This window comes from Streptomyces sp. MUM 2J (assembly GCF_022414535.1).
GTDB lineage: Bacteria > Actinomycetota > Actinomycetes > Streptomycetales > Streptomycetaceae > Streptomyces.
On record NZ_JADWYM010000063.1, the window covers coordinates 1 to 26,767 of the forward strand.

The 26,767-nt window shown below is 72.5% G+C and carries 19 protein-coding genes and 1 pseudogene; 9 read left to right on the forward strand and 11 right to left on the reverse strand.

The window, feature by feature from the left end; translation table 11 throughout:
* Window positions 1-663: maltotransferase domain-containing protein (locus I3F54_RS30170; protein WP_240122101.1), on the reverse strand; the 663-nt coding region annotated here is incomplete at its 3' end.
* 622 nt (window positions 664-1,285) lie between these two features.
* On the opposite strand from I3F54_RS30170, the gene I3F54_RS30175 reads away from it, so the two are divergent.
* A complete protein-coding gene (locus tag I3F54_RS30175; RefSeq protein WP_240122102.1) occupies window positions 1,286-3,904 on the forward strand; it encodes a glycosyltransferase family 1 protein in 2,619 nt (872 codons plus the stop codon).
* Between the two features lie 87 nt (window positions 3,905-3,991).
* On the opposite strand, the gene I3F54_RS30180 is transcribed toward I3F54_RS30175, so the two are convergent.
* Together I3F54_RS30180 and I3F54_RS30185 are read right to left on the reverse strand one after the other, a co-directional pair.
* Window positions 3,992-4,504, reverse strand: coding sequence for a DUF1990 family protein (locus I3F54_RS30180; RefSeq protein WP_240122103.1), 513 nt, complete (start codon window positions 4,502-4,504; stop codon window positions 3,992-3,994).
* Window positions 4,505-4,840: 336 nt separating this feature from the next.
* A complete protein-coding gene (locus I3F54_RS30185; RefSeq protein ID WP_240122104.1) occupies window positions 4,841-6,889 on the reverse strand; it encodes a M4 family metallopeptidase in 2,049 nt (682 codons plus the stop codon).
* A 683-nt stretch (window positions 6,890-7,572) separates the two neighbouring features.
* On the opposite strand from I3F54_RS30185, the gene I3F54_RS30190 reads away from it, so the two are divergent.
* A complete protein-coding gene (locus I3F54_RS30190; RefSeq protein ID WP_240122105.1) occupies window positions 7,573-7,926 on the forward strand; it encodes a hypothetical protein in 354 nt (117 codons plus the stop codon).
* Window positions 7,927-8,196: 270 nt separating this feature from the next.
* Here the strand turns inward: I3F54_RS30190 and I3F54_RS30195 are convergent, their stop codons facing one another.
* The 4 genes from I3F54_RS30195 to glgX all read right to left on the reverse strand — a co-directional run bounded on the left by I3F54_RS30195 (window position 8,197) and on the right by glgX (window position 15,956).
* Window positions 8,197-10,056, reverse strand: a complete 1,860-nt coding sequence (locus tag I3F54_RS30195; RefSeq protein ID WP_240122106.1) for an ABC transporter ATP-binding protein — start codon at window positions 10,054-10,056, stop codon at window positions 8,197-8,199.
* On the reverse strand, window positions 10,053-11,897 hold the full coding sequence (locus tag I3F54_RS30200) for an ABC transporter ATP-binding protein (protein WP_240122107.1): 1,845 nt from the start codon (window positions 11,895-11,897) through the stop codon (window positions 10,053-10,055). Before I3F54_RS30200 ends, I3F54_RS30195 begins: the two co-directional genes overlap by 4 nt.
* A gap of 258 nt (window positions 11,898-12,155) precedes the next feature.
* Window positions 12,156-13,634 carry an amino acid permease gene (locus tag I3F54_RS30205; RefSeq protein ID WP_240122108.1) on the reverse strand — a complete coding sequence of 493 codons (1,479 nt, stop codon included), beginning with the start codon at window positions 13,632-13,634 and terminating at the stop codon, window positions 12,156-12,158.
* A gap of 39 nt (window positions 13,635-13,673) precedes the next feature.
* Window positions 13,674-15,956, reverse strand: a complete 2,283-nt coding sequence (glgX, locus tag I3F54_RS30210) for a glycogen debranching protein GlgX (protein WP_240122109.1) — start codon at window positions 15,954-15,956, stop codon at window positions 13,674-13,676.
* A gap of 155 nt (window positions 15,957-16,111) precedes the next feature.
* Here glgX and I3F54_RS30215 point away from each other — a divergent pair, with 155 nt between their 5' ends.
* The 6 genes from I3F54_RS30215 to I3F54_RS30240 all read left to right on the forward strand — a co-directional run bounded on the left by I3F54_RS30215 (window position 16,112) and on the right by I3F54_RS30240 (window position 22,512).
* A complete protein-coding gene (locus tag I3F54_RS30215; RefSeq protein ID WP_240122110.1) occupies window positions 16,112-17,356 on the forward strand; it encodes an Ig-like domain-containing protein in 1,245 nt (414 codons plus the stop codon).
* Between the two features lie 149 nt (window positions 17,357-17,505).
* On the forward strand, window positions 17,506-18,747 hold the full coding sequence (locus I3F54_RS30220; RefSeq protein ID WP_374205985.1) for an Ig-like domain-containing protein: 1,242 nt from the start codon (window positions 17,506-17,508) through the stop codon (window positions 18,745-18,747).
* Window positions 18,748-18,824: 77 nt separating this feature from the next.
* A complete protein-coding gene (locus I3F54_RS30225; protein WP_240122111.1) occupies window positions 18,825-19,592 on the forward strand; it encodes an enoyl-CoA hydratase/isomerase family protein in 768 nt (255 codons plus the stop codon).
* Between the two features lie 303 nt (window positions 19,593-19,895).
* A complete protein-coding gene (locus I3F54_RS30230; RefSeq protein ID WP_374205986.1) occupies window positions 19,896-20,399 on the forward strand; it encodes an ATP-binding protein in 504 nt (167 codons plus the stop codon).
* A gap of 122 nt (window positions 20,400-20,521) precedes the next feature.
* Entirely contained in the window at window positions 20,522-21,325 is an 804-nt protein-coding gene (locus tag I3F54_RS30235) for a polysaccharide deacetylase family protein (protein WP_240122113.1), read from the forward strand.
* On the forward strand, window positions 21,325-22,512 hold the full coding sequence (locus I3F54_RS30240) for a hypothetical protein (protein WP_240122114.1): 1,188 nt from the start codon (window positions 21,325-21,327) through the stop codon (window positions 22,510-22,512). The genes I3F54_RS30235 and I3F54_RS30240 overlap by 1 nt, the downstream gene beginning before the upstream one ends.
* Before the next feature lie 8 nt (window positions 22,513-22,520).
* On the opposite strand, the pseudogene I3F54_RS30245 reads toward I3F54_RS30240, so the two are convergent.
* Window positions 22,521-22,911: pseudogene (locus tag I3F54_RS30245) on the reverse strand (GNAT family N-acetyltransferase); the annotation flags it as partial.
* Window positions 22,912-23,033: 122 nt separating this feature from the next.
* On the opposite strand from I3F54_RS30245, the gene I3F54_RS30250 reads away from it, so the two are divergent.
* Window positions 23,034-23,246 (forward strand): EF-hand domain-containing protein, encoded by a 213-nt coding sequence (locus I3F54_RS30250; RefSeq protein WP_240122115.1) that lies wholly within the window; start codon window positions 23,034-23,036, stop codon window positions 23,244-23,246.
* A 78-nt stretch (window positions 23,247-23,324) separates the two neighbouring features.
* Here the strand turns inward: I3F54_RS30250 and I3F54_RS30255 are convergent, their stop codons facing one another.
* The 3 genes from I3F54_RS30255 to I3F54_RS30265 form a co-directional block, all read right to left on the reverse strand.
* Window positions 23,325-23,882 carry a glycoside hydrolase family 25 protein gene (locus tag I3F54_RS30255; RefSeq protein ID WP_240122116.1) on the reverse strand — a complete coding sequence of 186 codons (558 nt, stop codon included), beginning with the start codon at window positions 23,880-23,882 and terminating at the stop codon, window positions 23,325-23,327.
* A 269-nt stretch (window positions 23,883-24,151) separates the two neighbouring features.
* Window positions 24,152-25,081 (reverse strand): potassium channel family protein, encoded by a 930-nt coding sequence (locus I3F54_RS30260; RefSeq protein ID WP_240122117.1) that lies wholly within the window; start codon window positions 25,079-25,081, stop codon window positions 24,152-24,154.
* Window positions 25,082-25,250: 169 nt separating this feature from the next.
* Entirely contained in the window at window positions 25,251-26,618 is a 1,368-nt protein-coding gene (locus I3F54_RS30265) for an L-serine ammonia-lyase (RefSeq protein ID WP_240122118.1), read from the reverse strand.
* Window positions 26,619-26,767: the final 149 nt, after the last annotated feature.

A 26,767-nucleotide genomic window follows, 5' to 3' on the forward strand; every position in this document is an offset into this window, starting at 1 on the left:
CGACGCCGTCACCAGCTCCCGCAACGGATGCCGCCCCAGCACCTCCCCCACCTCCGGCGTCAGCGCCCCCGCCAGCCGGGCGGCGGCCGGCCGCGCTGCGTCCCGCAGCGCCGCCACGGCGCCGAGTACGACCTCACGCCGCCCGCCGTCGCGGGGCACGCCCGCCGCGGCCCGTTCGTACAGCCGGGCGCCCTCCTCCAGGACCAGGTCCGTGTCCATCCCCGCCGGGATCTTGATCTCGGCGTGGTGCCGCCAGGTCGTGATCGGATCGGCCCACGCCTCGACCACGTACGTCCACCGGCCCGGAGCCCCCGCGGTGACCGGGGCGCCCCACCGGTCGGTGCCGGGCGCCAGCTCCCGCATCGGCGTCCAGGGGCCCGCACGGCCCTCGGGATCGCGCAGGACCACGTTGGCGGCCACGGCGTCGTGCCCCTCCCGGAACACCGTGGCGGAGATCTCGAACGTCTCTCCCGTCACCGCCTTCGCGGGGCGGCGGCCCTGCTGCACCACCGGGCGGACATCGAGGACGGGTATGCGCCCGACGGCCGTGGCGCCGGGCGCGGAGGGTGGCTCCGGTGCCGGCGCGGGGGTGGCGGACGTGGGTACGGCGGGTGCATCGGGCGTGCGTGTCGGGGGTGCTGACGAGTGGTGCGTGGCGGGCATGACCGCTCCTGTCCGCGTCAGACGTATGTGGGCGGATGTCTATGGGGAGGTGGGTCCTGCTGTGTGTGCCGGGAGGGGTGCCCCCGGGCTACCGGAGGAGCCTTCCCACCCTATTCCGGTGGGCAATCCGGCACTTTGTTAACTACTCACGCGTATGTCTACACACAAGACCGGCCCCGTTCCACCGGAACGGCACCGGTGCCGTCGGTCGGCCGCCGGAACGGCGGCACCCGGAGGAGTTCGTTCGGCCCGCCGGCCCCATCGCCGGACACCTTCCCGTGCGCGGCGGGCCCGGCCCGCGCCTCCGCGACCCGGTCCGATGCGGCTTTCGGGTGACCGGCCCGGGACGCCCGGGGCGCCCGGGGGCGTACGGCGGCGCCACCGCCCGCCCGAGCGCCTCCCGGACGCGGCGCGGGCCACCGGGCCGGAACCGTGTGGGCCCGGCCGTGGCGGGTACGGGAATCCTGCGGTGTTTTCCGGACGGAAACGGGAGAGTGCGGAGCCGTTCCGGTCGAAACAGGGGCCTGCTCGCTGAGCCCCCGGCGCGGTGGACACAGACGCCGGTACCGTCGTAGAAGACGACGCACCAAGGCTGTCCGCCGCCGCACCGAAGAGGTGGAATGTGAAGGCGATCCGTCGTTTCACCGTCCGTCCCGTCCTCCCCGAACCCCTCCGGCCCCTGAGCGACCTGGCGCGCAACCTGCGCTGGTCCTGGCATGCCGAGACCCGTGACCTGTTCGCGTCCGTCGATCCCGAGCGCTGGGCCGCCTCGGGGGGCGACCCCATAAAGCTCCTCGGCAGCGTGCCTCCCGCCCGGCTCGCCGAACTGGCCGAGGACCACCGCTTCCTGCGCCGTCTCACCGGCATCGCCGGCGATCTCGAGGACTACGTCGGCGGCCCCCGCTGGTACCAGGCGCAGTCCGCGGACCGTCCCGCCGCGATCGCCTACTTCTCGCCCGAGTTCGGTATCACGGCGGCTCTGCCCCAGTACTCCGGCGGCCTCGGCATCCTCGCCGGCGACCACCTGAAGGCGGCCAGCGACCTCGGCGTGCCGCTGATCGGAGTCGGGCTGCTGTACCGGCACGGCTACTTCCGGCAGTCCCTGTCCCGGGACGGCTGGCAGCAGGAGCACTACCCCGTCCTCGACCCCAACGAGCTGCCCGTCGTCCTCCTCGACGAGGCCGACGGCACCCCCGCCCAGGTCACCCTGGCCCTGCCCGGCGACAGGCAACTGAGGGCGCGGATCTGGCTGGCCCAGGTCGGACGGGTGCCGCTGTTGCTGCTCGACTCCGACGTCGAGGAGAACGACCTCGGTGAGCGCGGCGTGACCGACCGGCTGTACGGCGGTGGCAGCGAGCACCGCCTGCTCCAGGAGATGCTGCTCGGCATAGGAGGTGTCCGGGCGGTGCGCACCTACTGCCGGCTCACCGGCCACCCCGAGCCGGAGGTCTTCCACACCAACGAGGGGCACGCCGGCTTCCTGGGCCTGGAGCGCATCGCCGAGCTGTGCGACGAGGGGCTGGACTTCTCCGCGGCGCTGGAGGCGGTCCGGGCGGGCACCGTCTTCACCACGCACACCCCCGTCCCGGCCGGCATCGACCGCTTCGACCGCGAACTGGTCGCCCGCCACTTCGGCCCCGGTGCCGAACTGCCGCGCCTCGACGCCGGCCGCATCCTGCGGCTCGGCATGGAGACGTATCCGGGTGGCGAGCCGAACCTGTTCAACATGGCCGTGATGGGCCTCAGGCTGGCGCAGCGGGCCAACGGGGTGTCGCTGCTGCACGGCCAGGTCAGCCGGGAGATGTTCGCCGGTCTGTGGCCCGGCTTCGACCCCGAGGAGGTGCCGATCACCTCGGTGACCAACGGAGTCCACGCCCCGACCTGGGTCGCCCCGGAGGTCTTCCGCCTCGGAGCCCGCCAGATCGGCGCCCAGCGCACCGAGGACGCGCTGACCGTCGGCGCCTCCGACCGCTGGGACGCGGTCGCCGACATCGCCGACCAGGACATCTGGGAACTGCGCCGCGACCTGCGCGGGCAACTGGTCACCGAGGTGCGCGAGCGGCTGCGTACGTCGTGGCGGCAGCGCGGCGCCGGCGCGGCCGAGCTGGGCTGGACCGACCAGGTCCTCGACCCGGACGTCCTCACCATCGGCTTCGCCCGCCGGGTCCCGTCGTACAAGCGGCTGACCCTGATGCTGCGCGACCGCGACCGGCTGATGGAACTGCTCCTGCACCCGGAGCACCCGATCCAGATCGTGGTGGCGGGCAAGGCCCACCCGGCGGACGACGGCGGCAAGCGCCTGGTGCAGGAGCTGGTCCGGTTCGCCGACGACCCGCGGGTGCGCCACCGCATCGTCTTCCTGCCCGACTACGGCATGGCGATGGCGCGGAAGCTCTACCCGGGCTGCGACATCTGGCTGAACAATCCGCTGCGCCCGCTGGAGGCGTGCGGCACCTCCGGTATGAAGGCGGCGCTCAACGGCTGCCTGAACCTGTCGGTCCTCGACGGCTGGTGGGACGAGTGGTTCCAGCCGGACTTCGGCTGGGCGATCCCCACGGCCGACGGCGACGCCACCGATGCCGACCGCCGCGACGAACTGGAGGCGGCGGCCCTGTACGACCTGCTGGAGAAGCGGATCGCCCCGAGCTTCTACGAGCGCGGCGCCGGCGGGCTGCCCGAGCGGTGGATCGAGATGGTCCGCCAGACCCTCACCCACCTCGGGCCCAAGGTGCTGGCCGGCCGCATGGTCCGCGAGTACGTCGGCCGGCTGTACGCGCCCGCGGCCCACGCCCACCGGGAACTGACCCCGGCGGCGGCCCGCGAGCTGGCGGCCTGGAAGGCGCGGGTGCGCGGTGCCTGGCCCGCGGTGACCGTCGACCACGTGGAGACGTCGGCGACGACGGCCACCGCCGAACTCGGCGGCACCCTCACGCTGCGGGTGCGGGTGGGCCTGGGCGAGCTGGCCCCCGACGACGTCGAGGTGCAGGCCGTCTCCGGCCGCGTGGACGCCGAGGACCGGATCACCGACGCGACGGCGGTGCCGCTGAAGCCGGCCGGGGGCCCCGACCTGGAGGGGCGCTGGTCCTACGAGGGTCCGCTCTCCCTGGACCGCACGGGCCCCTACGGCTACACGGTCCGCATCCTTCCCGACCATCCCCTCCTCGCGTCCGGTGCCGAGCTGGGCCTGGTGTCCGTGCCGGCGGAGGACATCGTGGAGGGGGCGGGGGTGCTGCTGCGCTAGGCAGGCCCCTTCGGGTGGCTGACGCACCCCCCGGGAAGCCCGCACGGCCGGGGCGCCGGGGCCGCTGCCCGCGGCCCCGGCTCCCGGTCACACCTCGGACGCGTCGCTGCACATCCGGCGCAGCACCGTCCCGCACCGACGGGCGTACGCCTGCTGCAGCCCGCGTGTCGCCGGGCCGCCCGCCTTCGCGTACCACTTGGCCGGGCGGCTGAAGGCGGCGATGGTGAGCCAGACCGTGCCGTCCCCGGTCCGGTCCACGACGAAGACCTCCTCGCCGCACTCGGGGTGGCCGGGCAGCGTGCCGTAGGCCCAGCCCGCCCGGCGCGTCCCCTCCACCGCCCAGACGACGCGGCACGGTGCCCTGATCACGCCGGCCAGGGTGACGGTGACGTCGACGCCCTCGGACGCCCGGGGCGCGCTCGCGTCGACGCCGACGCCCAGCGCCCGGTGCATCTCCCAGCCGAGGACCGCCTCCGCGGCTCGGTGGAACAGCGCCTCGCCCTCACCGAGGCGGGTGCGGACGTACAGCGGGCGGAAGCCGGGAGGGCAGGCGGCGATGTCCTCGCGGGTCGCGCCGACGGCCTCGTACGTGAAGGACATGGGGCCCAAGGGTAGGGCGGTTCCCCGGGACGTCGTCCCCGGGGGCGGTTCCCACGCCGAACGGGTGGGCTTTCAGGCCACGTCGACGGTGGACCGGGCCGCTGCGACCGTCCTGTGGCCGGTGCTGCTCCGTCGCCGCCGTGATCCGTGGGGCCGGTGCGGCCACCGGACGGCGGCTCCGACCGCCCTCCGGTGATGCCGGCCGGTGAACGACTGCCCGGTGAACGACTGCCCGTGAAAGCCTCCGGAACGCGGAGAACGGGCGCCGCCCCGGGGAGTCGAACCACCGGGGCGGCACCCTGTTCACGTGTCCGCGCTGGGTGCGGGACGGCGGGCTTACGGGAAGGTCAGCTTCCAGTCGTCGATGTAGCCCGTGTCGTACGACGCCACGTCCTGGACCTTCAGCTTCCAGGTGCCGTTGGCCGTCTCGCTGGAGGCGTTGACGGTGTAGGTCTCGTGGACGTCGTCCGCCGAGTCCCAGTAGCTGGAGTTCTTCAGGCGGTACGCCGTTCCGTCCGGGGCCACCAGGTCGATCACCAGGTCACCGCGCCAGGTGTGGACGATGTCGACCGAGACCTGGAGGTTGGACGGGGCGTTGCCGGACACGCCGGACACCGTGATCGACGACGTCACGGCCGGGCCGTTGTCCGGGATCGACACGTTGGTGCCGTTCTCGAACGACGTGCCGTCGCCGCCACCGCCGCCGCCGGAGCGCGAGCCGACGTTCACGCCCGCCCACGCGTCCTGCACCGCCGCGTACTCGGCGCTGCTCGTGCCGTACAGCTCACCGGCCGCCGCGAGGGTGCCGGTGCGGGCGCCCGCGTAGTTGGTGGTCGAGGTGAACTTCGTGGTCAGCGCCCGGTACCAGATCTGGAGCGCCTTGTCCCGGCCGATGCCGGTGACCGGAAGACCGTCCGAGGTCGGCGAGTTGTAGCTCACGCCGTTGATGACCTTGGCGCCGCTGCCCTCCGACAGGAGGTAGAAGAAGTGGTTGGCGACACCGGACGAGTAGTGGACGTCCTTGTTGCCGACACCGGAGTACCAGTAGTCGGCGGAGCCGCCGTCCTTGCTGGGCTTGTCCATGTAGCGCAGCGGGGTGCCGTCGCCGTTGATGTCGATCTTCTCGCCGATGAGGTAGTCACCGACATCGGTGGAGTTGTTGGCGTAGAACTCCACTCCGGTGCCGAAGATGTCGGAGGTGGCCTCGTTCAGACCGCCCGACTCGCCGGAGTAGTTGAGGTCGGCGGTGTTGGAGGTGACGCCGTGGCTCATCTCGTGCCCGGCCACGTCCAGCGACGTCAGCGGGTCGGCGTTGCCGGAGCCGTCGCCGTAGGTCATGCAGAAGCACGAGTCCGACCAGAACGCGTTGACGTACGCGTTGCCGTAGTGGACCCGGGAGTAGGCGCCCACGCCGTCGTTCCTGATGCCGGAGCGGCCGAAGGTGTTCTTGTAGAAGTCCCAGGTGGTCGCGGCGCCGTAGTGCGCGTCGGCGCCCGCGGTCGCGGCGTTGGACGTGCTGCCGTTGCCCCAGGTGTTGCTGGACTGCGAGAACAGCGAGCCGGTGCCGGAGGTGCCGTGGTTGAGGTTGTACGTCTTGTGGCCGCCGCGCGCACCGTCGTTCAGCGTGTACGTCGAGCCCGACTGGGTCGTGGTCAGGGACACCTGGCCGCTGTACTGGGTGTTGCCGACGCCGGTGGCGTTCTCGATGCCCTGGTACTCGTAGAGCTTCTGGCCGGTCGCCGCGTCGGTGATGACGTGGAGCTCGTTGGGGGTGCCGTCGTCCTGGAGGCCGCCGACGACCGTCTCGTAGGCGAGGACGGGCTTACCGGTCGCCGCCCAGATCACCTTGCGTGAGGAGTCGGCGGCCGACTTGGAGCTGCCGAGGGCCTTGGCGCGGGCCACGGCCTTCTGCTCGGCGGCGGCCTTGCTGACGTTCGGGGTGAGGCCGGCGACCTTCAGCGACGCGTTCGTCGCCCTGATCACGCGCTGGGTCGCACCCGACTTCGAGGTGTCGACGACCAGGTCGCCGCCGAGGACGGGCAGACCGGCGTAGGTGCGGTCGTAGCGGGTGTGGACGGTGCCGTCGGCGTCCTTGACGACGTCCTTGGCGACCAGCTTCTCCTGCGCGCCCAGGCCTATGTCCGCGGCCGTGCTGGAGGCATCGGCGGAGGCGTCGCGCATCAGCTCGGCGCGCTGGGAGGGAGAGAGCTTCAGGGCCGCGTGGGCCGGGTTCACCCGGCCGGTGGGAGCCTCGGCCGGGGCGGCGCTCGCGGCGCCCGCCTGGACGGCCGCGGCGAGGAGCGCGGCAACGCCCGCGAGGGCGACGCCGGCCGCGCGACGGTGCGAGGTGTGGGAGGTGCGTCTGCGCGAGGAACTGCTACTCAACACTGACTCCTTCTGCGTGGCCGCGGGTCGCGCGGCCAGGGGAGACCGGACGGGGGGATGCGCCGACCGGGCAGAACTCTGGGTGGTACGCCAAACCTCGTGCGGCAGTGCGGGTTCACGGCACAGCGATGGAACGGTGGGGTTGCTGTGACGTGGCCGTGGGAAGAGTGGCAGGTGATCACGACTTCTGTCAGGGTCGCGTCAGAAATTTGGCCGGAAACGGTTCGTTGTCCGGGTGTTCACGTCCGGTATACGGACATGTGGCCCGAGTGTGCACTGTGGTGGGTGTGCTGGATATGCCGAGGATGTCGAGCAGATGCACCGAACAGCGGCGCGCGAATCGGTGGAAAGCGCCTCAGAAAGGCCAAGGGTGACGGGGTATGCACACGGCGACTGAGGGCACCGGTGGCGCCAGCCACCCCGCTCGCACCACGAGCACCGTGCTGAGAGCGGGGCTTGTTCCGGTGGCGCTCCTGGCGTGCCTCGCGGTGGGCTGCGGAACGCAGCGCGCGGACGGCGACGGGGCGGCGGACGGCCGCGGACCCGGGTCGACGGCGACCGCAGCCCCGGCGCCGGCCCGGCCCTCCGACGTGCCGTGCCCTCATGAGAGCACCGGGCCCGCCCCCGTGAGCGCGCCGGGGCTGCCGACCCCCACCCGGACCCCCGGCCCCTCGGGGCCGGCCGTGCCGATCCCCGACCACTACGCCGAGAACCACGGTTTCATGCAACCCCTCCCGCTGCACGGCCGGGCCCGCTGCGAAGGATTGGCCGAAGCCGACCGCATCCGGCAGGCCCTGGAACCGCTGCGCGAACGCCGCGACTTCAGCCCCGCCGGCACCGCGGCTGCCCTCGCGGCCCTCGGGCACACCGCCCCCGGAACCCGGACCGAGTCCCTCGGCCCCACCGGGGTCGGCTTCCTCGTCGACGAGGGGCGGATGTGCCTCGAGGGCCGGATGTACGACGGCGGCGTCGACGTCGACGCGTTCGGCGGCTACCCCGACCACCCGGGCTGTGAGCGCCCCAGCGGCGGCCACTGACGCAGGCCCACCGCAGCCCCCGCCGACCGCCCCGCAGCGGCTCCTTGGCCGGACCGGCCGTTCCGGTCCCCGGGCGCGGATGCGCGCGGGAGGCGCCGGCCGGTCATCCGGCCGGGTGGCCGGAAGGAGCGGTGCGGATCCCCGGCCGGACCGTCGGGGTCACCGTCCCTCCGGTCACCGCCGCCCGGACCCGTCTGCCTCAGCCGCCCGCCGGTCCCGTGCCACGTCCGCCACCGCGCTGCGTGCGCCCCGCCCGCCGCCACCAGCCCGTCAGACCAGGCTGTCCCGCCAGGCGCGGTGCAGGTCCGAGAACCGGCCCGCCCCGGAGGTCAGTTCGGCCGGACTGCCGTCCTCCACGATCCGTCCGTGCTCCATCACCAGCACCCGGTCGGCGATCTCCACCGTCGACAGCCGGTGCGCGATCACCACCGCGGTACGGCCGTGCAGCACTGTCGCCATCGCCCGCTGCACCGCCCGCTCTCCGGGAACGTCCAGGGAACTGGTCGCCTCGTCCAGGATGAGCACCGCCGGATCGGCGAGCAGCGCCCGTGCGAACGCCACGAGTTGGCGCTGCCCGGCGGAGATGCGACCGCCGCGCTTGCGCACGTCGGTGTCGTAGCCGTCGGGCAGCGCGGTGATGAACTCGTGCGCCCCGATCGCCTTCGCCGCCCGCTCGATCTCCTCGCGGCTGGCGCCGGGCCGGCCGAGGGCGATGTTGTCGGCGACCGTGCCGGAGAACAGGAACGCCTCCTGCGTCACCATCACCACACCGCGCCGCAGCTCGGGCACGGTCAGCTCGCGCAGGTCCACCCCGTCCAGCAGGACCCGCCCGTCGGAGGGGTCGTAGAACCGGGCCAGCAGCTTGGCGAGCGTCGACTTGCCCGCGCCGGTGGAGCCGACGACCGCGACCGTCTGGCCGGCCGGGAGCGTCAGGTCGAAGCGGGGCAGGATCTCCCCGCCCGTGCGGTAGGCGAAGCGGACAGAGTCGAAGACGACCTCGCGGCCGGGCAGTCCACCCGGCAGCGGGGGCAGCTCCCGCGGGACGGACGGCTCCGGCACCGACGGCGTCTGCGCGAGCAGTCCGGCGATCTTCTCCAGCGACGCCGCGGCCGACTGGTACGAGTTGAGGAACATGCCGAGCCTGTCGATGGGGTCGTACAGGCGCCGCAGGTAGAGCACGGCCGCGGCCAGCACACCCAGCGCCAGCGAACCGCCCGCCACCCGGTAGGCACCCCACAGCACGATCAACGCGACGGCCGTGTTGGCGACCAGCCGGGAGCCGACGACGTAGCGGGCCATCTCCAGCAGCGCGTCGCCGTTGCTGCGCTCGTGGCGCCGGTTGAGCACCCGGAACTCGTCGTCGTTGGCGGTCTCCCGGCGGAAGGCCCGCACCGGCCGTATGCCGTTCAGCGTCTCCACGAACTTCACGATCACCGCGGCGATCGCGGTGGACCTCACGCGGTAGACCTCGCCCGCCCGCCGCCGGTAGGCCCGCATGAGCAGGTACAGCGGCACGAAGGAGGCCACCGCCACGGCCCCGAGCCCCAGGTCCAGCCACAGCAGCATCGCCGAGATGTAGACGAAGGACAGCACGACCGTCACGAGTTCCTGAAGGCCCTCGCTGAGCAACTCCCGCAGCGACTCGACGTCCGTGGTGGCGCGGGAGATCAGCCGGCCAGAGGTGTAGCGCTCGTGGAAGTCGACGCTCAGTGCCTGCGCGTGGCGGAAGATGCGGCCGCGCAGATCGAGCAGGACGTCCTGGTTCACCCGGGCGGAGGCGGTGACGAACGCGTACTGCAGCGCCCCGCCGGCCGCCGCGCTCAGCAGATAGCCGACGGCCACGGCGATCAGCGGGCCGCGGTCGTGGTCACGGAACGCCGGCACGGCGCGGTCGATGGCGTACGCCACCAGCAGCGGGCCCGCCTGCACGGCCGCCTGCTGGAGCAGCAGCAGGACCGTCGTGAGGGCCACCCGCGCCTTCATCGGCGCCAGCAGCGACCGCAGCAGGGCGGCCGTCGCGCCGGGCGGCGTGGGCAGGACGTCCCGGTCGAACGGGTCGCCGGAGTCCGCGCCGTGAGGCGGCTCCTCCTCGTCGGTGGGGGTGAGGGACGTGGTGGCGGGGGCCGTCATCGGGGCTCCTCCTCGTGGCCCGGGCCGTCGGCGTGGCCCTCGTGGTCCTCGCGGTCTTCGTGGCCCGACATCAGATGGGCGTACTCGGCGTTGGTGCGCAGGAGTTCGTGGTGGGTGCCCACGGCGGCGATCCGGCCGCCCGACAGCAGGGCGACCCGGTCGGCGAGCAGTACGGTGGACGGGCGGTGCGCCACGATCAGCGCGGTGGTGTCGGCGAGGACCTGCCGCAGCGCGGCCTCCACGGCGGCCTCCGTGTGCACGTCCAGCGCGGACAGCGGGTCGTCGAGCACGAGGAACCTCGGCCGTCCCACGACCGCCCTGGCCAGCGCCAGCCGCTGCCGCTGCCCGCCGGACAGGCTCAGCCCCTGCTCGCCCACCTGCGTGTCGGTGCCCTGCGGGAGGACGTGCGCGAAGTCGGCCTGGGCGACGGACAGGGCGCGTTCCAGGTCCCCCCGGCCGGCGTCGTGGGCGGCGCCCATGAGCACGTTCTCGCCGACGCTCGCCGAGAACAGCGTCGGCTCCTCGAAGGCCACGGCGACCATCGCGCGCAGTTCCTCGCGGCTCATCGCGGTGATGTCCTCGCCGTCCAGGGTGATCCGGCCCTCCGTCACCTCGTGCAGGCGGGGGACGAGCGCGGTCAGGGTCGTCTTGCCGCTGCCGGTCGCGCCGACCAGGGCCATGGACTCGCCGGGGCGGATGTGGAGGTCGACGCGGTCCAGCAGGGGCGGGGACCCGGCCGGGGCATCCGGGTAGCGGAAGCGGACGTTGTCGAAGTGGAGGCCCTGCCGGGCATCCCCCGCCCTGGCCTCCGCCGCGGCGCGGGCGCCCGCGCCCGGATCCTCCGGGGTCTCGTCGAGGACCTCGAAGTACCGCTCCGTCGCCGTGGCCGCCTCCTGGCTCATCGCCAGCAGGAAGCCGATCGACTCGATGGGCCACCGCAGCGCGAGCGCGGTCGACAGGAAGGCCACCAGGGTGCCCGCCGACAGGTCGCCGTCGGCGACCTGAACCGCTCCCACCACCAGCGCGGCGCCGACCGCGACCTCCGGCAGGGACACGATGACCGCCCAGATCGCCGCCAGCAGCCGCGCCTTGTGCAGTTCCGTGCCGCGCAGGGTCCCGGACAGCTCGCGGAAGGCGCGTGCCTGGCTGCGGTGCCGTCCGAAGCCCTTGATGATGCGGATGCCGAGGACGCTCTCCTCGACGACCGTCGTCAGGTCGCCGACCTGGTCCTGCGCGAGCCGGGCGACCCGGGCGTACCGCTTCTCGAAGAGCATGCACATGACGATCACGGGGGCGGCGGGTCCGAGGACGACCAGACCCAGCGTCCAGTCCTGCGCCAGCATGATGCACACGCCGACGATGATCGTCACCCCGTTGACCAGCAGGAACGTCAGCGGGAAGGCGAGGAACATCCGCAGCAGCATCAGGTCGGTCGTCCCCCGGGACAGCAGCTGCCCCGAGGCCCACCGGTCGTGGAAGGCGACCGGCAGCCGCTGCAGATGCCGGTACAGGTCGCCCCGCAGCTCCGCCTCGACGTGCGACAGGGGCCGGGCCACCAGCCACCGCCGGAACCCGAACAGCAGGGCCTCGGCCACACCGAGCAGCAGCAGGTACAGGGCGCCGAGCCACACCCCGGCCGGATCCCGGTCCGCGACCGGTCCGTCCACCATCCACTTCAGCACGAGCGGGAAGACCAGCCCCGTGCACGAGGCGACGATCGCGACGAACGCGGCGACGGACAGCCGGACCCGCACCGGCCGCACATAGGGCCACAGGCGCAGCAGCGAGCGCACGGCGGAACGCCGCGCAGGTTCCCGGGCGGTCTCAGGTGTCGTGGACATCAGCAGCGAGCCTACGGTTCGCCGCTGACATCGCCCACCGAGTTTTGGCCGGACCCCTCTCCGCCGCTGGACCTACGACCTGCGTGTTCGGTCCCGCGAACACCCGGTGTGCGGGAAGGACCGCAGGGCCGGGTCAACCGATCGGACGATGCCGGGACGAGCTGGACGGACGATGGGCGGACGGCACCCGCCGGCATCCCGGTGCCCCCGGCCCGGGCCGCAGCGGCGGGCGTGCGGGCCCGGCGCGCAGGGGACCGCTCAGGTCTCGCCGTCGGCCGCCTCCGCCAGGCTCTCCACGTTCTCGATGCCGGTCGGGCGGCCCGCCCGCACCCAGCGGGCGTACAGCGCCCCCGCGATCAGCAGCGTGGCCAGCAGCGACAGCATCGGCCAGCCGCGCAGCAGGTTGACGATCAGGGTGAAGGCGACGGCGACGGCCGCGAGACCGTTGAGCCAGACCAGGGCCGGCGTGCGCGCGCTGCGGGCGAAGCGCGCCATCGCCACCAGGCCCACCAGGAAGCTGACGAACACGGCGACGGCGTAGAACAGCACCAGCCTCTGCTCCTCGCCCGCCGCGGCCACGATGATCAGCGCGGCGGCGGCCAGGTGGACCACGACCGACCAGAACGGCGTGTGGTGCCGGTTGGTGCGGCCCAGCACCGGCGGCAGCACGCCCGGCGCGTCCATGCTCCCCGCCAGCGCCTTCAGCAGACCCGGTCCCGCCTGGAAGGAGGAACTGGCCGCTGCGAGCAGCAGCAGGGAACTGGTCAGCTGGAAGGCGCCGTACAGCCAGCCGGGGCCGGCCGCGGCGTGCGCGATGTCGGCGATCTGGGTGGAGTCGGCGGCGGGGAGGCCGATGTGCAGCCGCACCGCGAGCACGGTGAGCGCGAGGGTGAGCCCGCCGACGATGACCAGCAGCAGGGCGAGGGTCCCCCGGCCGAAGCGGCGGCGCCGGGTGTCGTCGAGCTGGCCCAACTGGGCTATCGCCGTCGACGGCGCCTCGACCCCCGTGGCCAGCGCCATGGCGACCGGGAAGGCCAGCACCACGGCGATCGCGGCGGCGTGGCCCGGGGCGTGGCCGGCGGCGGCGTGGCCCGTTGCGTGCGGGGCGGCGAAGCCCAGGACGAGCACCGCCACCGACACCGCGACGAACAGCACCGTCATCACCGCGAACAGCAGCCGCCCGCCGTGCCCGAACCAGGTCAGTCCGGCCACCACCAGCAGCAGGAGCAGCGCCAGCGGCACGCGCACCGGCGCCAGGCCCGGGAAGAGCGCGATCATCGCGCTCGCCGCGGCGGAGATCGAGATGCCGATGGTGAGGACGAAGTCGACAACCAGCGCGCCGATCGGGAGGAACGTCCAGCGGGCCCCGAAGGCGCGGCCCGCGGCCGCCGCCGCACCGCCGCCCTGCGGGAAGCGGCGCACCAGCTGCCAGTAGTTGGCGGTGACCACCACGACCAGGCCGATCACCAGCGACATGGTGGGGAGCAGCAGGGTCAGGTCGCCGCCCAGGGCGCGTAGCGCCGCCTCGATGGCGTAGGCGACGGAGGAGACCGGGTCGGCGATGACCGCGAAGGCGAAGGCGAAGAAGAGCACCGCGCCACGCGGCGACCGGACGGCCGCGGACACAGCGGCAGGACGGGCCTGCTGGGTGGTGAGCATCACGGGCCTCTCGGCGAAGGACGCGGCGGTGAGGGCGCGTCGTGACAGGAACAGTTCGCCGACCAGGCTTCCCGGCACACCAGATACAAGATTACGTCGGAGCGGTTCACGGCGGCGTCAAGAAGGCGTCAAATCGGAGACCCCGGTGCCGGTCACGCGCAGCAGCAGCACCGAGCGCCCGGGGACGGTGATCTCCGTCCCCGCCGCGTGCACGGCGCCCGGCGCCTCGGCCTGCTCCTCCCGCGAGGTGTCGACGACCAGCTCGTAGCCGTCCGCCCACGGCGGCTCCGGCAGCACGAAGCGCACCGGTTCCCCGCCGGCGTGCAGCACGGCGAGGAAGCTGTCGTCGACGATCGGGTCGCCGCGGGCGTCACGGCCCGGGATGTCCCGTCCGGACAGGTACATGCCGAGGGTGGCGGCGGGGGAGTACCAGTCGCGCTCCGTCATCTCCGTGCCCCGCGCGGTGAACCAGGCCAGGTCCCGCAGCCCGTCCGCCGAGTGGGCCCGCCCGGAGAAGAACGCCCGGCGGCGCAGTACCGGATGCCGGTGGCGCAGGGCGATCAGCCGCGAGGTGAGGTCGAGCAGGGCTCGCCAGCCGGGGTCGGAGGGCAGGCTCCAGTCCAGCCAGCTGATCTCGTTGTCCTGGCAGTAGGCGTTGTTGTTGCCCCCCTGGGTGCGGCCCATCTCGTCCCCGGCGACCAGCATCGGCACGCCGGTGGACAGCAGCAGCGTGGTCAGCAGGTTCCGCAGCTGGCGGCGCCTGAGCGCCCGTACCTCCTCGTCGTCGGTCTCGCCCTCGGCCCCGCAGTTCCAGGCCCGGTTGTCGTGCGTGCCGTCCCGGTTGCCCTCGCCGTTGGCCTCGTTGTGCTTGCTCTCGTACGACACCAGGTCGCGCAGGGTGAAGCCGTCGTGGGCGGTGACGAAGTTGACCGACGCGTACGGCCTGCGCCCGCCCCAGGCGTACACGTCGCTCGACCCCGACAGGCGGTAGCCCATCTCCCGCACGTCCGGCAGGGCATGCCGCCAGAAGTCGCGGACGGTGTCCCGGTAGCGGTCGTTCCACTCCGTCCACAGGGGTGGGAAGGCGCCCACCTGGTAGCCGCCGGAGCCGACGTCCCACGGCTCGGCGATCAGTTTCACCCGCCTGAGGACCGGGTCCTGGGCGATCACCGCCAGGAACGGCGAGAGCATGTCCACGTCGTGCATCGAGCGGGCCAGCGCCGCCGCCAGGTCGAAGCGGAAGCCGTCGACGCCCATCTCGGTCACCCAGTAGCGCAGGGAGTCGGTGATCAGGCGCAGGACGTGCGGCTGCACCACGTGCAGCGTGTTGCCGCAGCCCGTGTAGTCGGCGTACCTGCGGGCGTCCTGCTGCAGCCGGTAGTAGCCGCGGTTGTCGATGCCCTTCAGCGACAGCGTCGGGCCGTACTCGCTGGACTCGGCCGTGTGGTTGTAGACGACGTCGAGGATGACCTCGATCCCGGCCGCGTGCAGCGCGCGGACCATCCGCTTGAACTCGCCGACCTGCTGGCCCGCGGTGCCCGAGGCGGCGTACGCGGCGTGCGGGGCGAAGTAGCCGATGGAGTTGTAGCCCCAGTAGTTGCGCAGTCCGCGGCGCAGCAGGTGGTCCTCGTGCGCGAACTGGTGCACGGGCAGCAGCTCCACCGCCGTCACCCCCAGCTTCACCAGGTGCTCGATCGCCGCCGGGTGGGCGAGCCCGGCGTAGGTGCCGCGCAGCTCCGGCGGGATGGCGGGATGCCGCCGGGTGAAGCCGCGCACGTGCAGTTCGTAGATCACCGAGTCGGCCCACGGCGTCTTGGGCCGCCGGTCGTCCGCCCAGTCGTCGTCGTCATGGACGACGACGCCCTTGGGCACGTACGGGGCGGAGTCCCGGTCGTCGCGCACGGTGTCGGCGACGTCCTGGTCCGGCCAGTCCCGGACGTGCCCGTACAGCTCCGGCGCCATGCCGTGCGGCGCGAAGTCGCCGTCCACCGCGCGCGCGTACGGGTCCAGCAGCAGCTTCGCCGGGTTCCACCGGCCGCCGGTCCACGGATCCCAGCGGCCGTGCACCCGGTAGCCGTAGCGCTGCCCGGGCCGTACGCCGGGCACGAAGCCGTGCCAGATCTCGTGGGTGAGCTCGGTGAGCACGAGCCGGGTCTCGGTACCCCGCTCGTCGAACAGGCACAGCTCGACGCCCTCGGCGCCGCCCGCCCACACGGCGAAGTTGGTACCGGCCACGCCGTCGGGGCCGGTACGGAACCGGGCGCCCAGCGGCGCCGGTGTCCCCGGCCACACGGGTGGGGCCGGTGTCGCCCGCGCCCGGCCGTTCACGGCGGCGGCCGGGTGCCGCTCGCCGGCGGTGCGCCCCTCGGGGACCGCCTCCTGCTCGGCTGCGCTGGACACCTGTCTCGGCCCTTCGTCGTCCGGCTCCTGGCACGGTGTGCGGAGGCTGCGGCGTCCCGGCCGCGGCACCCTTCCACGTCGTCCTTCTCACAGTTCTGCCCAGACGGGCGCTCGCACTCACGTTTCCCCCGGACGCCCTCGTCGTTGGGCACCCTGTGAGGCACGTACAGGGGCGCGCACGGCGCGTGGGGGCCGCACTGGCCGCCGTAGTGACATGGGCAGGACTGCTGGCCGGCGCCGCCGGCTGCACTTCGGACGGCGGCGGCGGGCTCGACGGCCTGTTCGGCAAGCCTCCGGCATCCGGGGACGTCATCAGGATCACCCCCGACGACGGCAGCAAGGGCGTACGCCCCGACCGGCGGCTGCGGGTGCGGGTGCCGAACGGGCGCCTGGAGTCGGTGAAGGTGGTGAAGTCGCAGGACGCCCGGGAGACTCCGGTGCGCGGACGCATCTCCGACGACGGGCTCAGCTGGGAGCCCGCCGACCGCCGGCTCGCCCTCGCCGCCGAGTACACGGTCGACGCGGTCGCTCTCGACGGCCACGGCCGCCGCTCCGCCCGCCACGCCGTCTTCACGACCTACGTCCCCGAACAGCGCTTCGTCGGCTACGTCACCCCCGAGGACCGCGCTGTCGTCGGCACCGGGATGATCGTCTCCGTCGAGTTCAGCCGGGAGGTCACCGACCGGGCCGCGGTCGAGCGCGCCATCGAGGTGAGCGCCGAACCGGCCGTCGAGATCCGCCCGCACTGGTTCGGCGACGGCCGGCTCGACTTCCGCCCCGAGCGGTACTGGAAGCCGGGCACCGAGGTCACCGTCGCCCTGCACCTGCGGGACGTCCAGGGAGCGCCCGGCGTCTACGGTCTGCAGGACCGGACGTACTCCTTCACCGTGGGCCGCAGCCAGGTCTCCCTGGTCGACGCCGCCCGGCACACCATGCAGGTGCGGCGCGACGGGCAGCTGGTGGCCACTGTTCCGGTCACCGCGGGCGCCCCGAAGACCACCACCTACAACGGGAAGATGGTGGTGATGGAGATGCTGGAGGTCACCCGGATGAACGGGGCGACGGTCGGCTTCAAGAAGTCCGACGGGAAGAGCGAGTACGACATCCCCGATGTGCCGCACGCCATCCGCCTGACCGACTCCGGCACCTTCCTGCACGGCAACTACTGGGCGGACCGGGGCGTCTTCGGCCAGGCCAACACCAGCCACGGCTGTGTCGGGCTGCGCGATGTCAAGGGCGGCGGCGCGGACACCCCCGCGGGCTGGTTCTTCGACCGCAGTCTCGTCGGGGACGTCGTCGAGGTCGTGCACAGCAAGGACAAGAAGGTCGCTCCCGACAACGGCCTCAGTGGCTGGAACATGGGCTGGGGGGAGTGGAAGGAGGGCAGCGCGCTCTCCTGACCCGGGGGGCGCCGGTTGGGACCGAACGGTGACAATTCCGCGACGTCGAATGCCCTGACCACGCAGTTAATATGCGCCCACGGTGCCGCGGGAGACGCGGCGGCGCCTGGTGCGGGCCCCGAACGGGCCCGGGGGAGGGGAGAGAAGACGTGAACGTGCGACCGATACGGGGGGTGTCGGCCGACGCGCGCAGGAGGCGGCGGGGGCTCTCGGCCGTTGCCGTGGGGGTACTGCTGACGGCGGTCACGGCATGCGGCGGCGGAGGCTCTCCGTCCGCCTCCGAGGAAGGCGGGAAGCCCGCGCCGGACTCCACCGTGGCGCGGAGCACCCAGTCCGAGGCCGTCGTCAGCATCACGCCCGGGGACGGCGCCACGTCCGTCGACACCAGTGGTGCCCTGAAGGTCACCGCCACCAAGGGCAAGCTGACCGAGGTCGAGGTCAAGGACGGCCGGGGCGCGAAGGTCGAGGGCAGCATCTCCGCCGACGGCTCCGGATGGACGCCCGCCGCCCATCTCGCCTCCGCCACCACCTACCAGGTGCACGCGGTCGCCAAGGACGCCGCGGGCCGCACGGCGGCCGAGGACTCCTCCTTCACCACCCTGACCCCGAAGAACACCTTCGTCGGGACGTTCACCCCCGAGGACGGCTCCACCGTCGGCGTGGGCATGCCGTTCTCGGTGCACTTCACCCGCGGCATCACGCATCCGGAGGCCGTCGAGAAGGCCATCAAGGTCACCGCCGAGCCGGCCGTCGACGTCGAGGGCCACTGGTTCGGCAACGACCGCCTCGACTTCCGTCCCGAGAAGTACTGGCAGGAGGGCACGAAGGTCACGGTCCGGCTCGACCTGGACGGCGTGGAGGGCCGCCCCGGCGTCTACGGCAAGCAGAGCAAGACCGTGTCCTTCACGATCGGCCGCAACCAGGTCTCCGTCGTCGACGCCAAGGCGCTCACGATGAAGGTCATGCAGGACGGCAAGGTCGTCAAGACCCTGCCGGTCAGCACCGGCAAGCCGGGCTACGACACCTGGAACGGCCAGATGGTCATCAGCGAGAAGCTGAAGGTCACCCGCATGAACAGCGAGACGGTCAACCTCGGCAGCGAGTACGACATCAAGGACGTTCCGCATGCCATGCGCCTGACCACATCCGGCACGTTCATCCACGGCAACTACTGGGGTGGCGGGGCCTTCGGCAACTACAACTCCAGCCACGGCTGCGTCGGCCTGCGCGACGTGCGCGGCGGATACGACAGCGGGGTGCCGGCCGCCTGGTTCTTCAACCACTCGATGATCGGCGACGTGGTGATCGTGAAGAACTCCCACGACCGGACCGTCGCTCCCGACAACGGCCTCAACGGCTGGAACATGTCCTGGGAGAAGTGGAAGACCTGACGGCGCTCCGGCGCGGCCGCCCCGGTGTGAGGTACGGCACCGGGGCCGCCGCCGTTAGTCCCCGTTAACCTGCTGGCATGACCGTGAATCTCGAAGTCGCGGACGGTGTCGGCACGCTGCGCCTTGACCGCCCGCCCATGAACGCGCTGGACGTCGCCACCCAGGACCGTCTGAAGGAACTCGCCGAGGAGGCCACGCGCCGCGACGACGTGCGCGCGGTGGTGATCTACGGCGGCGAGAAGGTGTTCGCGGCGGGCGCGGACATCAAGGAGATGCAGGCCATGGACCACACCGCGATGGTCCTGCGGGCCCGCGCGCTGCAGGACTCCTTCACGGCGGTGGCCCGCATCCCCAAGCCGGTGGTGGCGGCGGTGACGGGCTACGCGCTCGGTGGCGGCTGCGAGCTGGCCCTGTGCGCGGACTACCGGATCGCGGGCGAGAACGCCAAGCTCGGCCAGCCGGAGATCCTGCTCGGCCTGATCCCCGGCGCCGGCGGTACGCAGCGGCTGGCCCGCCTGGTCGGTCCGTCCAGGGCGAAGGACCTGATCTTCACGGGCCGGATGGTCAAGGCCGAGGAGGCGCTCACGCTGGGTCTGGTGGACCGGGTGGTGGCCCCTGACGAGGTGTACGCCGAGGCGCACGCCTGGGCGGCGAAGCTGGCGCAGGGTCCGGCGATCGCGCTGCGCGCGGCCAAGGAGTCGGTCGACACGGGTCTGGAGACCGACATCGACACCGGCCTGGCCGTGGAGCGGAACTGGTTCGCGGGTCTGTTCGCGACGGAGGACCGTGAGCGCGGGATGCGCAGCTTCGTGGAGGAGGGGCCGGGCAAGGCCAAGTTCCTCTGAACCACGGGTTGTCGGACCGGGTTCCGTGAAAATTTGGCCAAAGCCCTTGTTCTTGACGTGATGTCTGATCCAGGTCCCTCGATGGGGCGGTTTATGGGAGCCTTAACGCGACCTTAAGCCTGCCTTGTCGAGGGAGCCTGTCGATTGCCTCCGGCGGAGCCGTCACCGCAGGTCAGCCGAGCCGCGGAAGACCTCGAAGTGCCTTTGTCATATGCCTGCCGAATCCGGCGCAATGGTGGTGGACAGGGGGCGTATTCCTTCAGAACGCCTCCGGGGGCCGCCCCGGGCGGCCATGATGAGGGCATGGCGGGGCTGGAGGGCATCGAACAGCCGCGGGGACATGGCCGTGCTGCTGCGGCGCGCTGGTCGCCTGCGGTCGAGGACGAACGGGCGCTCAGAGCACTGGAGTTGTTCGGCAATCCGACGGAGCAGGAAGTCCCGCTGCCCTCCCGCCCCGAGTCGGCGGCCACGGCCCGCCGACTGGCGCAGGTGGTGGTCCTGCGCCACTGGGGCCTCAGCCCGAGGCTGGCGGAGGACGCCGTCCTGCTCGTGTCCGAGCTCGTCGGCAACGCCGTACGCCACACCGGCGCCCGGGTCTTCGGCCTGCGCATGCGCCGCCGGCGCGGCTGGATCCGCATCGAGGTCCGTGACCCCTCCCGGGGACTGCCCTGTCTGATGCCCGTTCAGGCACTCGACGTCAGCGGCCGCGGCCTCTTCCTCGTCGACAAACTCGCCGACCGCTGGGGCGTCGACCTGCTGCCGCGAGGCAAGACCACCTGGTTCGAGATGAGGGTGGCAGACCGCTGACCGCCCCTTTGGTCCCGGCGCCGGACCCGCGACCGGCCGTCCCGGCCGGCTGTCTCCCGCGCCGACCCGCCCCGTCCCGCCGACCGGGTGAATGGCCCGTTCTGCACCTCATCACCCCTTAAATGGTGGGGGTGACCCCGACCGACCGCCGCACCGCCCTCCGTACCGGCACCGGCCTGCTGACCTCGGCCGTGCTCGCCGCGGGTTGCGCCACGACCGGCGCCGTCGCCCACCCCGACCCGACCCCGACCTCCCCACCCACCCCCACCTCCCCGACCGTCCCGGTGGGGGCGGGCGCGGCGCCGGGTCCCCGCCACTACCCCCGGGCGGCCGCCCAGATCACCCACGGCCCCCGCACCCGTCCCCGGGTCGCCCTCACCTTCCACGGCCAGGGCGACCCGGCCCTCGCCCGGGCCCTGCTCGACGAGGCCGAACGGCACGGCGCCCGTGTCACCGTCCTCGCCGTGGGGACCTGGCTGGACGAGCACCCCGAGATGGCCCGCAGGATCCTCGACGGCGGACACGACCTCGGCAACCACACCCGGCGCCACCTCGGCATCAACGCGATGCCCGAGGCGGCGGCCCGCGCCGAGATCAGCGCCTGCGCCCACCGGCTCGACCAGCTCACCGGGTCCATCGGCACCTGGTTCCGCCCGTCCCGGGCCGCCCGCGCCTCACCGCTCGTCACCCGACTGGCCCGTGAGGCCGGCTACCCGCACGTCCTGTCCTACGAGGTCGACTCCCTCGACTTCACCTCTCCCGGCGCCGACACCGTCACCCGCACCGTCCTGACCGGGATCCGGAGCGGGTCCGTGGTGAGCCTGCACCTGGGCTACCCGGACACCGTCGCCGCACTCCCCGCCGTACTGGAAGAACTCGACCGCCGCGGCCTGCACGCGGTCACCACCACGGAGCTGCTCAGCTGATGCATCCCACCCGAACGACCCGCGCCCTCCTCGCCGGTACCGCCCTGCTCGCCGCGGCCGCCCTCGCCGCCTGCGGCGGCCGTACCGGGAACCAGCAGACGGCCGAGTCCACCAAGGCCGCCGTCCCCGCCCCGGCGAAGAAGAAACCGGCCGTCCAGGGCCTGCCCGGCATGCCTCCCGTCCTCGACCCCAAGGACGTCTACGCAGCCGACCGGCCCGACAAGCTCTCCCCGGTCGTCAAGGACTTCCCGTCCCGCGTCTACGTGCCCAACACCGAATCGGACACCGTCTCCGTGATCGATCCGAAGACGTACGAGATCATCGAGACGATCCCGGTCGGGCGGCAGCCGCAGCACGTCGTCCCGTCCTGGGACCTCAAGACCCTCTGGGTCAACAACAACCGCGGTCACACCCTCACCCCCATCGACCCGAAGACCGGCAAGGCCGGCAAGCCGGTGGACGTGCACGACCCCTACAACCTCTACTTCACCCCCAACGGCAAGTACGCCGTCGTCATGGCCTCCCTCGACCGGGAACTCGTCTTCCGCGACCCGCACACCATGGAGCGGGTGAAGACCGTCCCGGTCACCTGCTACGGCGTCAACCACGCCGACTTCTCCCCCGACGGCCGCTACTTCATCGTCTCCTGCGAGTTCAGCGGCGAACTGCTCAAGGTCGACACCGAGAAGATGGAGGTCGTCGGCCAGCAGAAGCTCCCCTTCGACGGGGCCATGCCGCAGGACGTCAAGATCTCACCCGACGGCAAGCGCTTCTACATCGCGGACATGACCGCCGACGGCATGTGGGTCCTGAACGGGGACACCTTCACCACACCCAGCCTGCTGCCCACCGGCAAGGGCGCCCACGGCCTGTACGTCGGCCGCGACTCCCGCGAGATGTACGTCTCCAACCGGGGCGAGGGCACCATCTCCGTCTTCGACTTCGCGCAGCACAAGGTCACCAGGAAGTGGCGCCTGCCGAACGGCGGCAGCCCCGACATGGGCGGTGTGTCCGCCGACGGCAAGGTCCTGTGGCTGTCCGGGCGCTACGACGCCGAGGTGTACGCCATCGACACCCGCACCGGCGAACAGCTCGCCCGCATCAAGGTCGGCTCCGGCCCGCACGGCCTCGCCGTCTACCCGCAGCCCGGCCGCTACTCGCTGGGGCACACCGGCATCTTCCGCTGACCGGCGCCTCACCGGGCGCGCAGCAGTACCTCTGCGCCCACCTGCCGGTATCCGGCCGCCTGGAACGCCCGTGCACTGCGGGTGTTCCAGGCGCGACCTGTGCCCACAGCGGCTCGCCGGCCGGCTGCCTGCCGCCCTGACCAGGTCCCGCCCCGACCCCCGGTGCGGTACCCCCTCCTCCACCTCCACCGACACCTCCAGCCGACCGGCGACGCCTCGCCCCGTCACCAGGACCCCGCCCCCTGCCACCCGGGCGCGCACGTCGTCGCGGCGCTCGCGGGCGTAGGCGATCCGCGGACGGCTGCCGTCCACCTCCTCCAGGACCGGCGGTGGTTCGCCCGGCAGCGGAGTGCCGACGAGGACCGCGTCGACGGTCCCGGCCGTGCGCCCGGTGCGCTGCGGTGCCCTGCCGCACAGCGCCTCCGGGTGGCCGCCGCACGCACGGCCGGCTCGGGCCGTTAATCTGACCTGCGGCACTACGCCGGAACGACAGGTACAACGCGACACAGAGGGGCGGATCGGTGGCGGACATCGAGGAAGCACGCAAGCAGTTCGAGCGGATCGACGCGAACGGAGACGGTTTCATCACCGCCGCCGAGTTCAAGCGCGCCCTGGCCCAGGGGGGCGACTGGAACGTCACCGAGGCGGTCGCCGAGGCCGTCATCGCCGAGCGCGACCTCAACGGCGACAAGGTCCTGTCCTTCGACGAGTTCTGGACCTACCTGAACAAGTGAGCCACCGACTTCGAGGGGGCGCCCGTCCCGGGCGCCCCTTCGGCATGCGGGGGGCCGTCCGGCGCCGCAGCCCGTGCGTCACTGCGGCGAGGCCCAGGCACGCAGGGCCGCCCTGCTCGGGAAGTCCGCCACGTTCCTGTCGCGCGGGACGGACGTGTACTGGTGGAAGCGCCATGCCGCTCTGATGCGTGGTCTGCCGGCCGCGACGTAGTCGGCGATCCACAGGCCGTCACCGGCGTAGGAGGTCGTGTCCACCGTCAGCCAGTAGTGGCGGGAGCAGTACAGGATCACCCGGTGGTGCGGGCGCAGTTCCTTCACCTTCCGGATGAAGCGGTCCTTCTCCGCGTTGCTCGCGTGCGTGCCCTCGCCCGTCGTCTCCCAGTCGACGGCGAGGATGTCGCCGCACCGCTCCGGCGCCCGGCCGACGAAGTACTCCGCCTGCGCCGTCAGGTGGCCCGGCCACAGGAAGTGGTAGAAGCCGACGACCAGACCGGCAGCCCGGGCCCGTTCGGTCTGGGCGGCGAGTCTGGGATTGACGTACGAGCGGCCCTCCGTCGCCTTGACGAAGACGAAGGACAGGCCGCTGGTGTCGTAGGAGGTCGGCTGGTACGCGCTCACGTCGATGCCGTGCAGCATGGCGGGACTCCCGTAGGTGCAGGTGGGGGACGGGAGTTGTTGTATGCCCGGCCCCCCTCCGGCCGACGCCCGTGACGGAGGGGGTGTGGGAGCGCTTCGGCCTGCGGCTACGCCCACCGCGAGCCTGCCGTGCGCCGTTTCCCGCGGGGTGGTCCAGGCGAGCGGTCGGGGCGTCCGCGCCGCTCGCCCCGTGCCGCGCACCGGCCGGATGCCGCGCGCGCCGCGGCCCACACGAGGGTGCGGGCGCCGGGCGGGACCGTCCGGCCGGACTACGTCCGCGGGGAGCCGCCGGCCGTTCCCTCCGCGGACGGCTCGCCGGGGGACCGGGGGCGACGCACGGCGTCCGCGTCCTCCTCGCGGCGGGAGGGCGAGGGGACGGGGCGCGTGCTCAGGGAGCAGGCGCAGAGTTCCGGAACGCCGTCGGCGCTGCCGGTGCCGGTGCCCGGCCCGTCCGCGGGGCCGGGGTGGCGCTGGGCGTGCAGCTCGTCGCGCAGCCGGCGCACCTCCTCGGTGAGGACGGCCACCTCGCTGGTCGTCTGGGCCTCGGTGGCACGGAGCTCGGAGAACCGGTCCATGAACCATGAGGCGAGGGTCGCGGTGACGAGACCCGCGAGCGCGATGCCGCCGACCATGAGCGCGATGGCGATCAGACGCCCCTCGGTCGTCGTGGGGTAGAGGTCGCCGTAGCCCACGGTCGTGACCGTGGTGATGGACCACCACAGGGCGTCGCCGAACGTCGTGATCGTGGCGTCGGGGTTCCGCCGTTCCACGTCGAGGATCGTCAGGCTGGACAGGAACAGCAGCAGCGCCGTGCAGGCCGCCACATAGGTACCCAGACGCACCCGGACGCGACCCAGGGTGGAGGCGTTGCGGCGGACCACCATGAAGATGATCGTCACCAGCCGCAAGGGGCGCAGCGGCGGCAGGACCAGGGTCGCCAGGTCGAACAGGCGCACCTTCAGGAAGCTCCACCGGCTGCCGGCCAGTGCCAGCCGCAGGACGAACTCGACGGCCAGCAGTGCCCAGATCGCGAAGGTCACCGTCGCCGCCGTGTGACGCCAGGTGCCGGGCAGGCCGGGAGCCAGGATCGGCACCGCGTAGGCCGCGAGGTAGACCATCGCCAGGGCGATGAGCCAGCCGCCGGTGTGCTGTTCCCATCGCCGCAGCCGTTGGTCCCTGATGGCAGGTGTGGCAGACATGGCACGCCATTGTGGCACTGTCTCCCGTACGTTCGTCACGGCGGCACAGCGGATCCTAGGCGACCCGGTGAGCCTGCCCCGGGGCCGTTCCGGCAGCGTCCCGCCGCGCGAGCGGGGAGGGACCTGGGCGCACTCGGGGACGGGCACGGGCAGGCCGGGCCCGGCTTCCTCAGCACTCGATGATGTTCACCGCGAGTCCGCCGCGCGCGGTCTCCTTGTACTTCACGCTCATGTCCGCGCCGGTGTCCTTCATCGTCTTGATGACCTTGTCGAGGGACACCTTGTGCGAGCCGTCGCCCCGCATCGCCATCCGCGCGGCCGTCACGGCCTTCACCGCGGCCATGCCGTTGCGCTCGATGCACGGGATCTGGACGAGGCCGCCCACCGGGTCGCAGGTGAGACCGAGGTTGTGCTCCATACCGATCTCGGCGGCGTTCTCCACCTGCTCCGGTGTGCCGCCCAGCACCTCCGCCAGGGCGCCCGCGGCCATGGAGCAGGCCGAGCCGACCTCGCCCTGGCAGCCGACCTCGGCGCCGGAGATGGAGGCGTTCTCCTTGAAGAGCATTCCGATCGCGCCGGCCGCCAGCAGGAAGCGCACCACGCCGTCCTCGTTCGCGCCCGGCACGAAGTCCATGTAGTAGTGCAGGACCGCGGGGATGATGCCGGCAGCGCCGTTCGTCGGGGCGGTCACCACCCGGCCGCCGGCCGCGTTCTCCTCGTTGACGGCCATCGCGTAGAGGGTGATCCACTCCATCGCGTGCGCCAACGGGTCGCCCTCCGCGCGGAGCTGACGAGCCGTCACCGCGGCGCGACGGCGCACCCGCAGGCCGCCCGGCAGGATGCCCTCGCGGGACATGCCGCGCGAGACGCACGCCTGCATCACCCGCCAGATCTCCAGCAGGCCCGCGCGGATCTCGTCCTCGGTACGCCAGGCACGCTCGTTCTCCAGCATCAGCGAGGAGATCGACAGGCCCGTCTCCTCGGTCAGGCGCAGCAGCTCGTCGCCCGTGCGGAAGGGGTGCTTCAGGACCGTGTCGTCCAGCTTGATCCGGTCCGCGCCGACCGCGTCCTCGTCGACGACGAAGCCGCCGCCCACCGAGTAGTACGTCTTCGACAGCAGCTCCGAGCCGGCGGCGTCGTACGCCCACAGCGTCATGCCGTTGGCGTGGTACGGCAGCGCCTTGCGGCGGTGCAGGACGAGGTCCGCGTCGGAGTCGAAGGCGATCTCGTGCTCGCCCAGGAGCCGGATGCGCCCCTCGGACCTGATCGACTCCACCCGCTCGTCGGCCGTCTCCACGTCGACCGTGCGTGGCGAGTCGCCCTCCAGGCCGAGCAGGACGGCCTTGGGGGTGCCGTGGCCGTGGCCGGTCGCGCCCAGGGAGCCGTACAGCTCCGTGCGGACGGCGGCGACGTCCTTCAGCAGCCCCTCGTTGCGCAGGCGGCGGGCGAACATCCGTGCCGCGCGCATCGGACCGACCGTGTGGGAGCTGGACGGGCCGATGCCGATCGAGAACAGGTCGAAGACCGAGATGGCCACGGTCACTCCTCAAGACAGCAGAACAGGGGTGGTGGGGCACCCGCGCCGGGATGCCCCACCGGGGACTTACTTGCCGAGACCCGGGTAGAGCGGGTGCTGGTCGGCGAGCGCTCGCACGCGCGCCCTCAGGGGCTCGGCGTCGGTCTCCC

Bases quoted from the DNA above. Each gene is read 5' to 3' on its own strand.
- I3F54_RS30230 (WP_374205986.1), top strand. From the start codon at position 19,896: ATGGCGGGGCTGGAGGGCATCGAACAGCCGCGGGGACATGGCCGTGCT.
- I3F54_RS30225 (WP_240122111.1), top strand. From the start codon at position 18,825: ATGACCGTGAATCTCGAAGTCGCGGACGGTGTCGGCACGCTGCGCCTT.
- I3F54_RS30255 (WP_240122116.1), bottom strand. From the start codon at position 23,882: ATGCTGCACGGCATCGACGTGAGCGCGTACCAGCCGACCTCCTACGAC.
- I3F54_RS30195 (WP_240122106.1), bottom strand. From the start codon at position 10,056: ATGACGGCCCCCGCCACCACGTCCCTCACCCCCACCGACGAGGAGGAG.
- I3F54_RS30240 (WP_240122114.1), top strand. From the start codon at position 21,325: ATGCATCCCACCCGAACGACCCGCGCCCTCCTCGCCGGTACCGCCCTG.
- I3F54_RS30180 (WP_240122103.1), bottom strand. From the start codon at position 4,504: ATGTCCTTCACGTACGAGGCCGTCGGCGCGACCCGCGAGGACATCGCC.
- I3F54_RS30200 (WP_240122107.1), bottom strand. From the start codon at position 11,897: ATGTCCACGACACCTGAGACCGCCCGGGAACCTGCGCGGCGTTCCGCC.
- I3F54_RS30260 (WP_240122117.1), bottom strand. From the start codon at position 25,081: ATGTCTGCCACACCTGCCATCAGGGACCAACGGCTGCGGCGATGGGAA.
- I3F54_RS30235 (WP_240122113.1), top strand. From the start codon at position 20,522: ATGGTGGGGGTGACCCCGACCGACCGCCGCACCGCCCTCCGTACCGGC.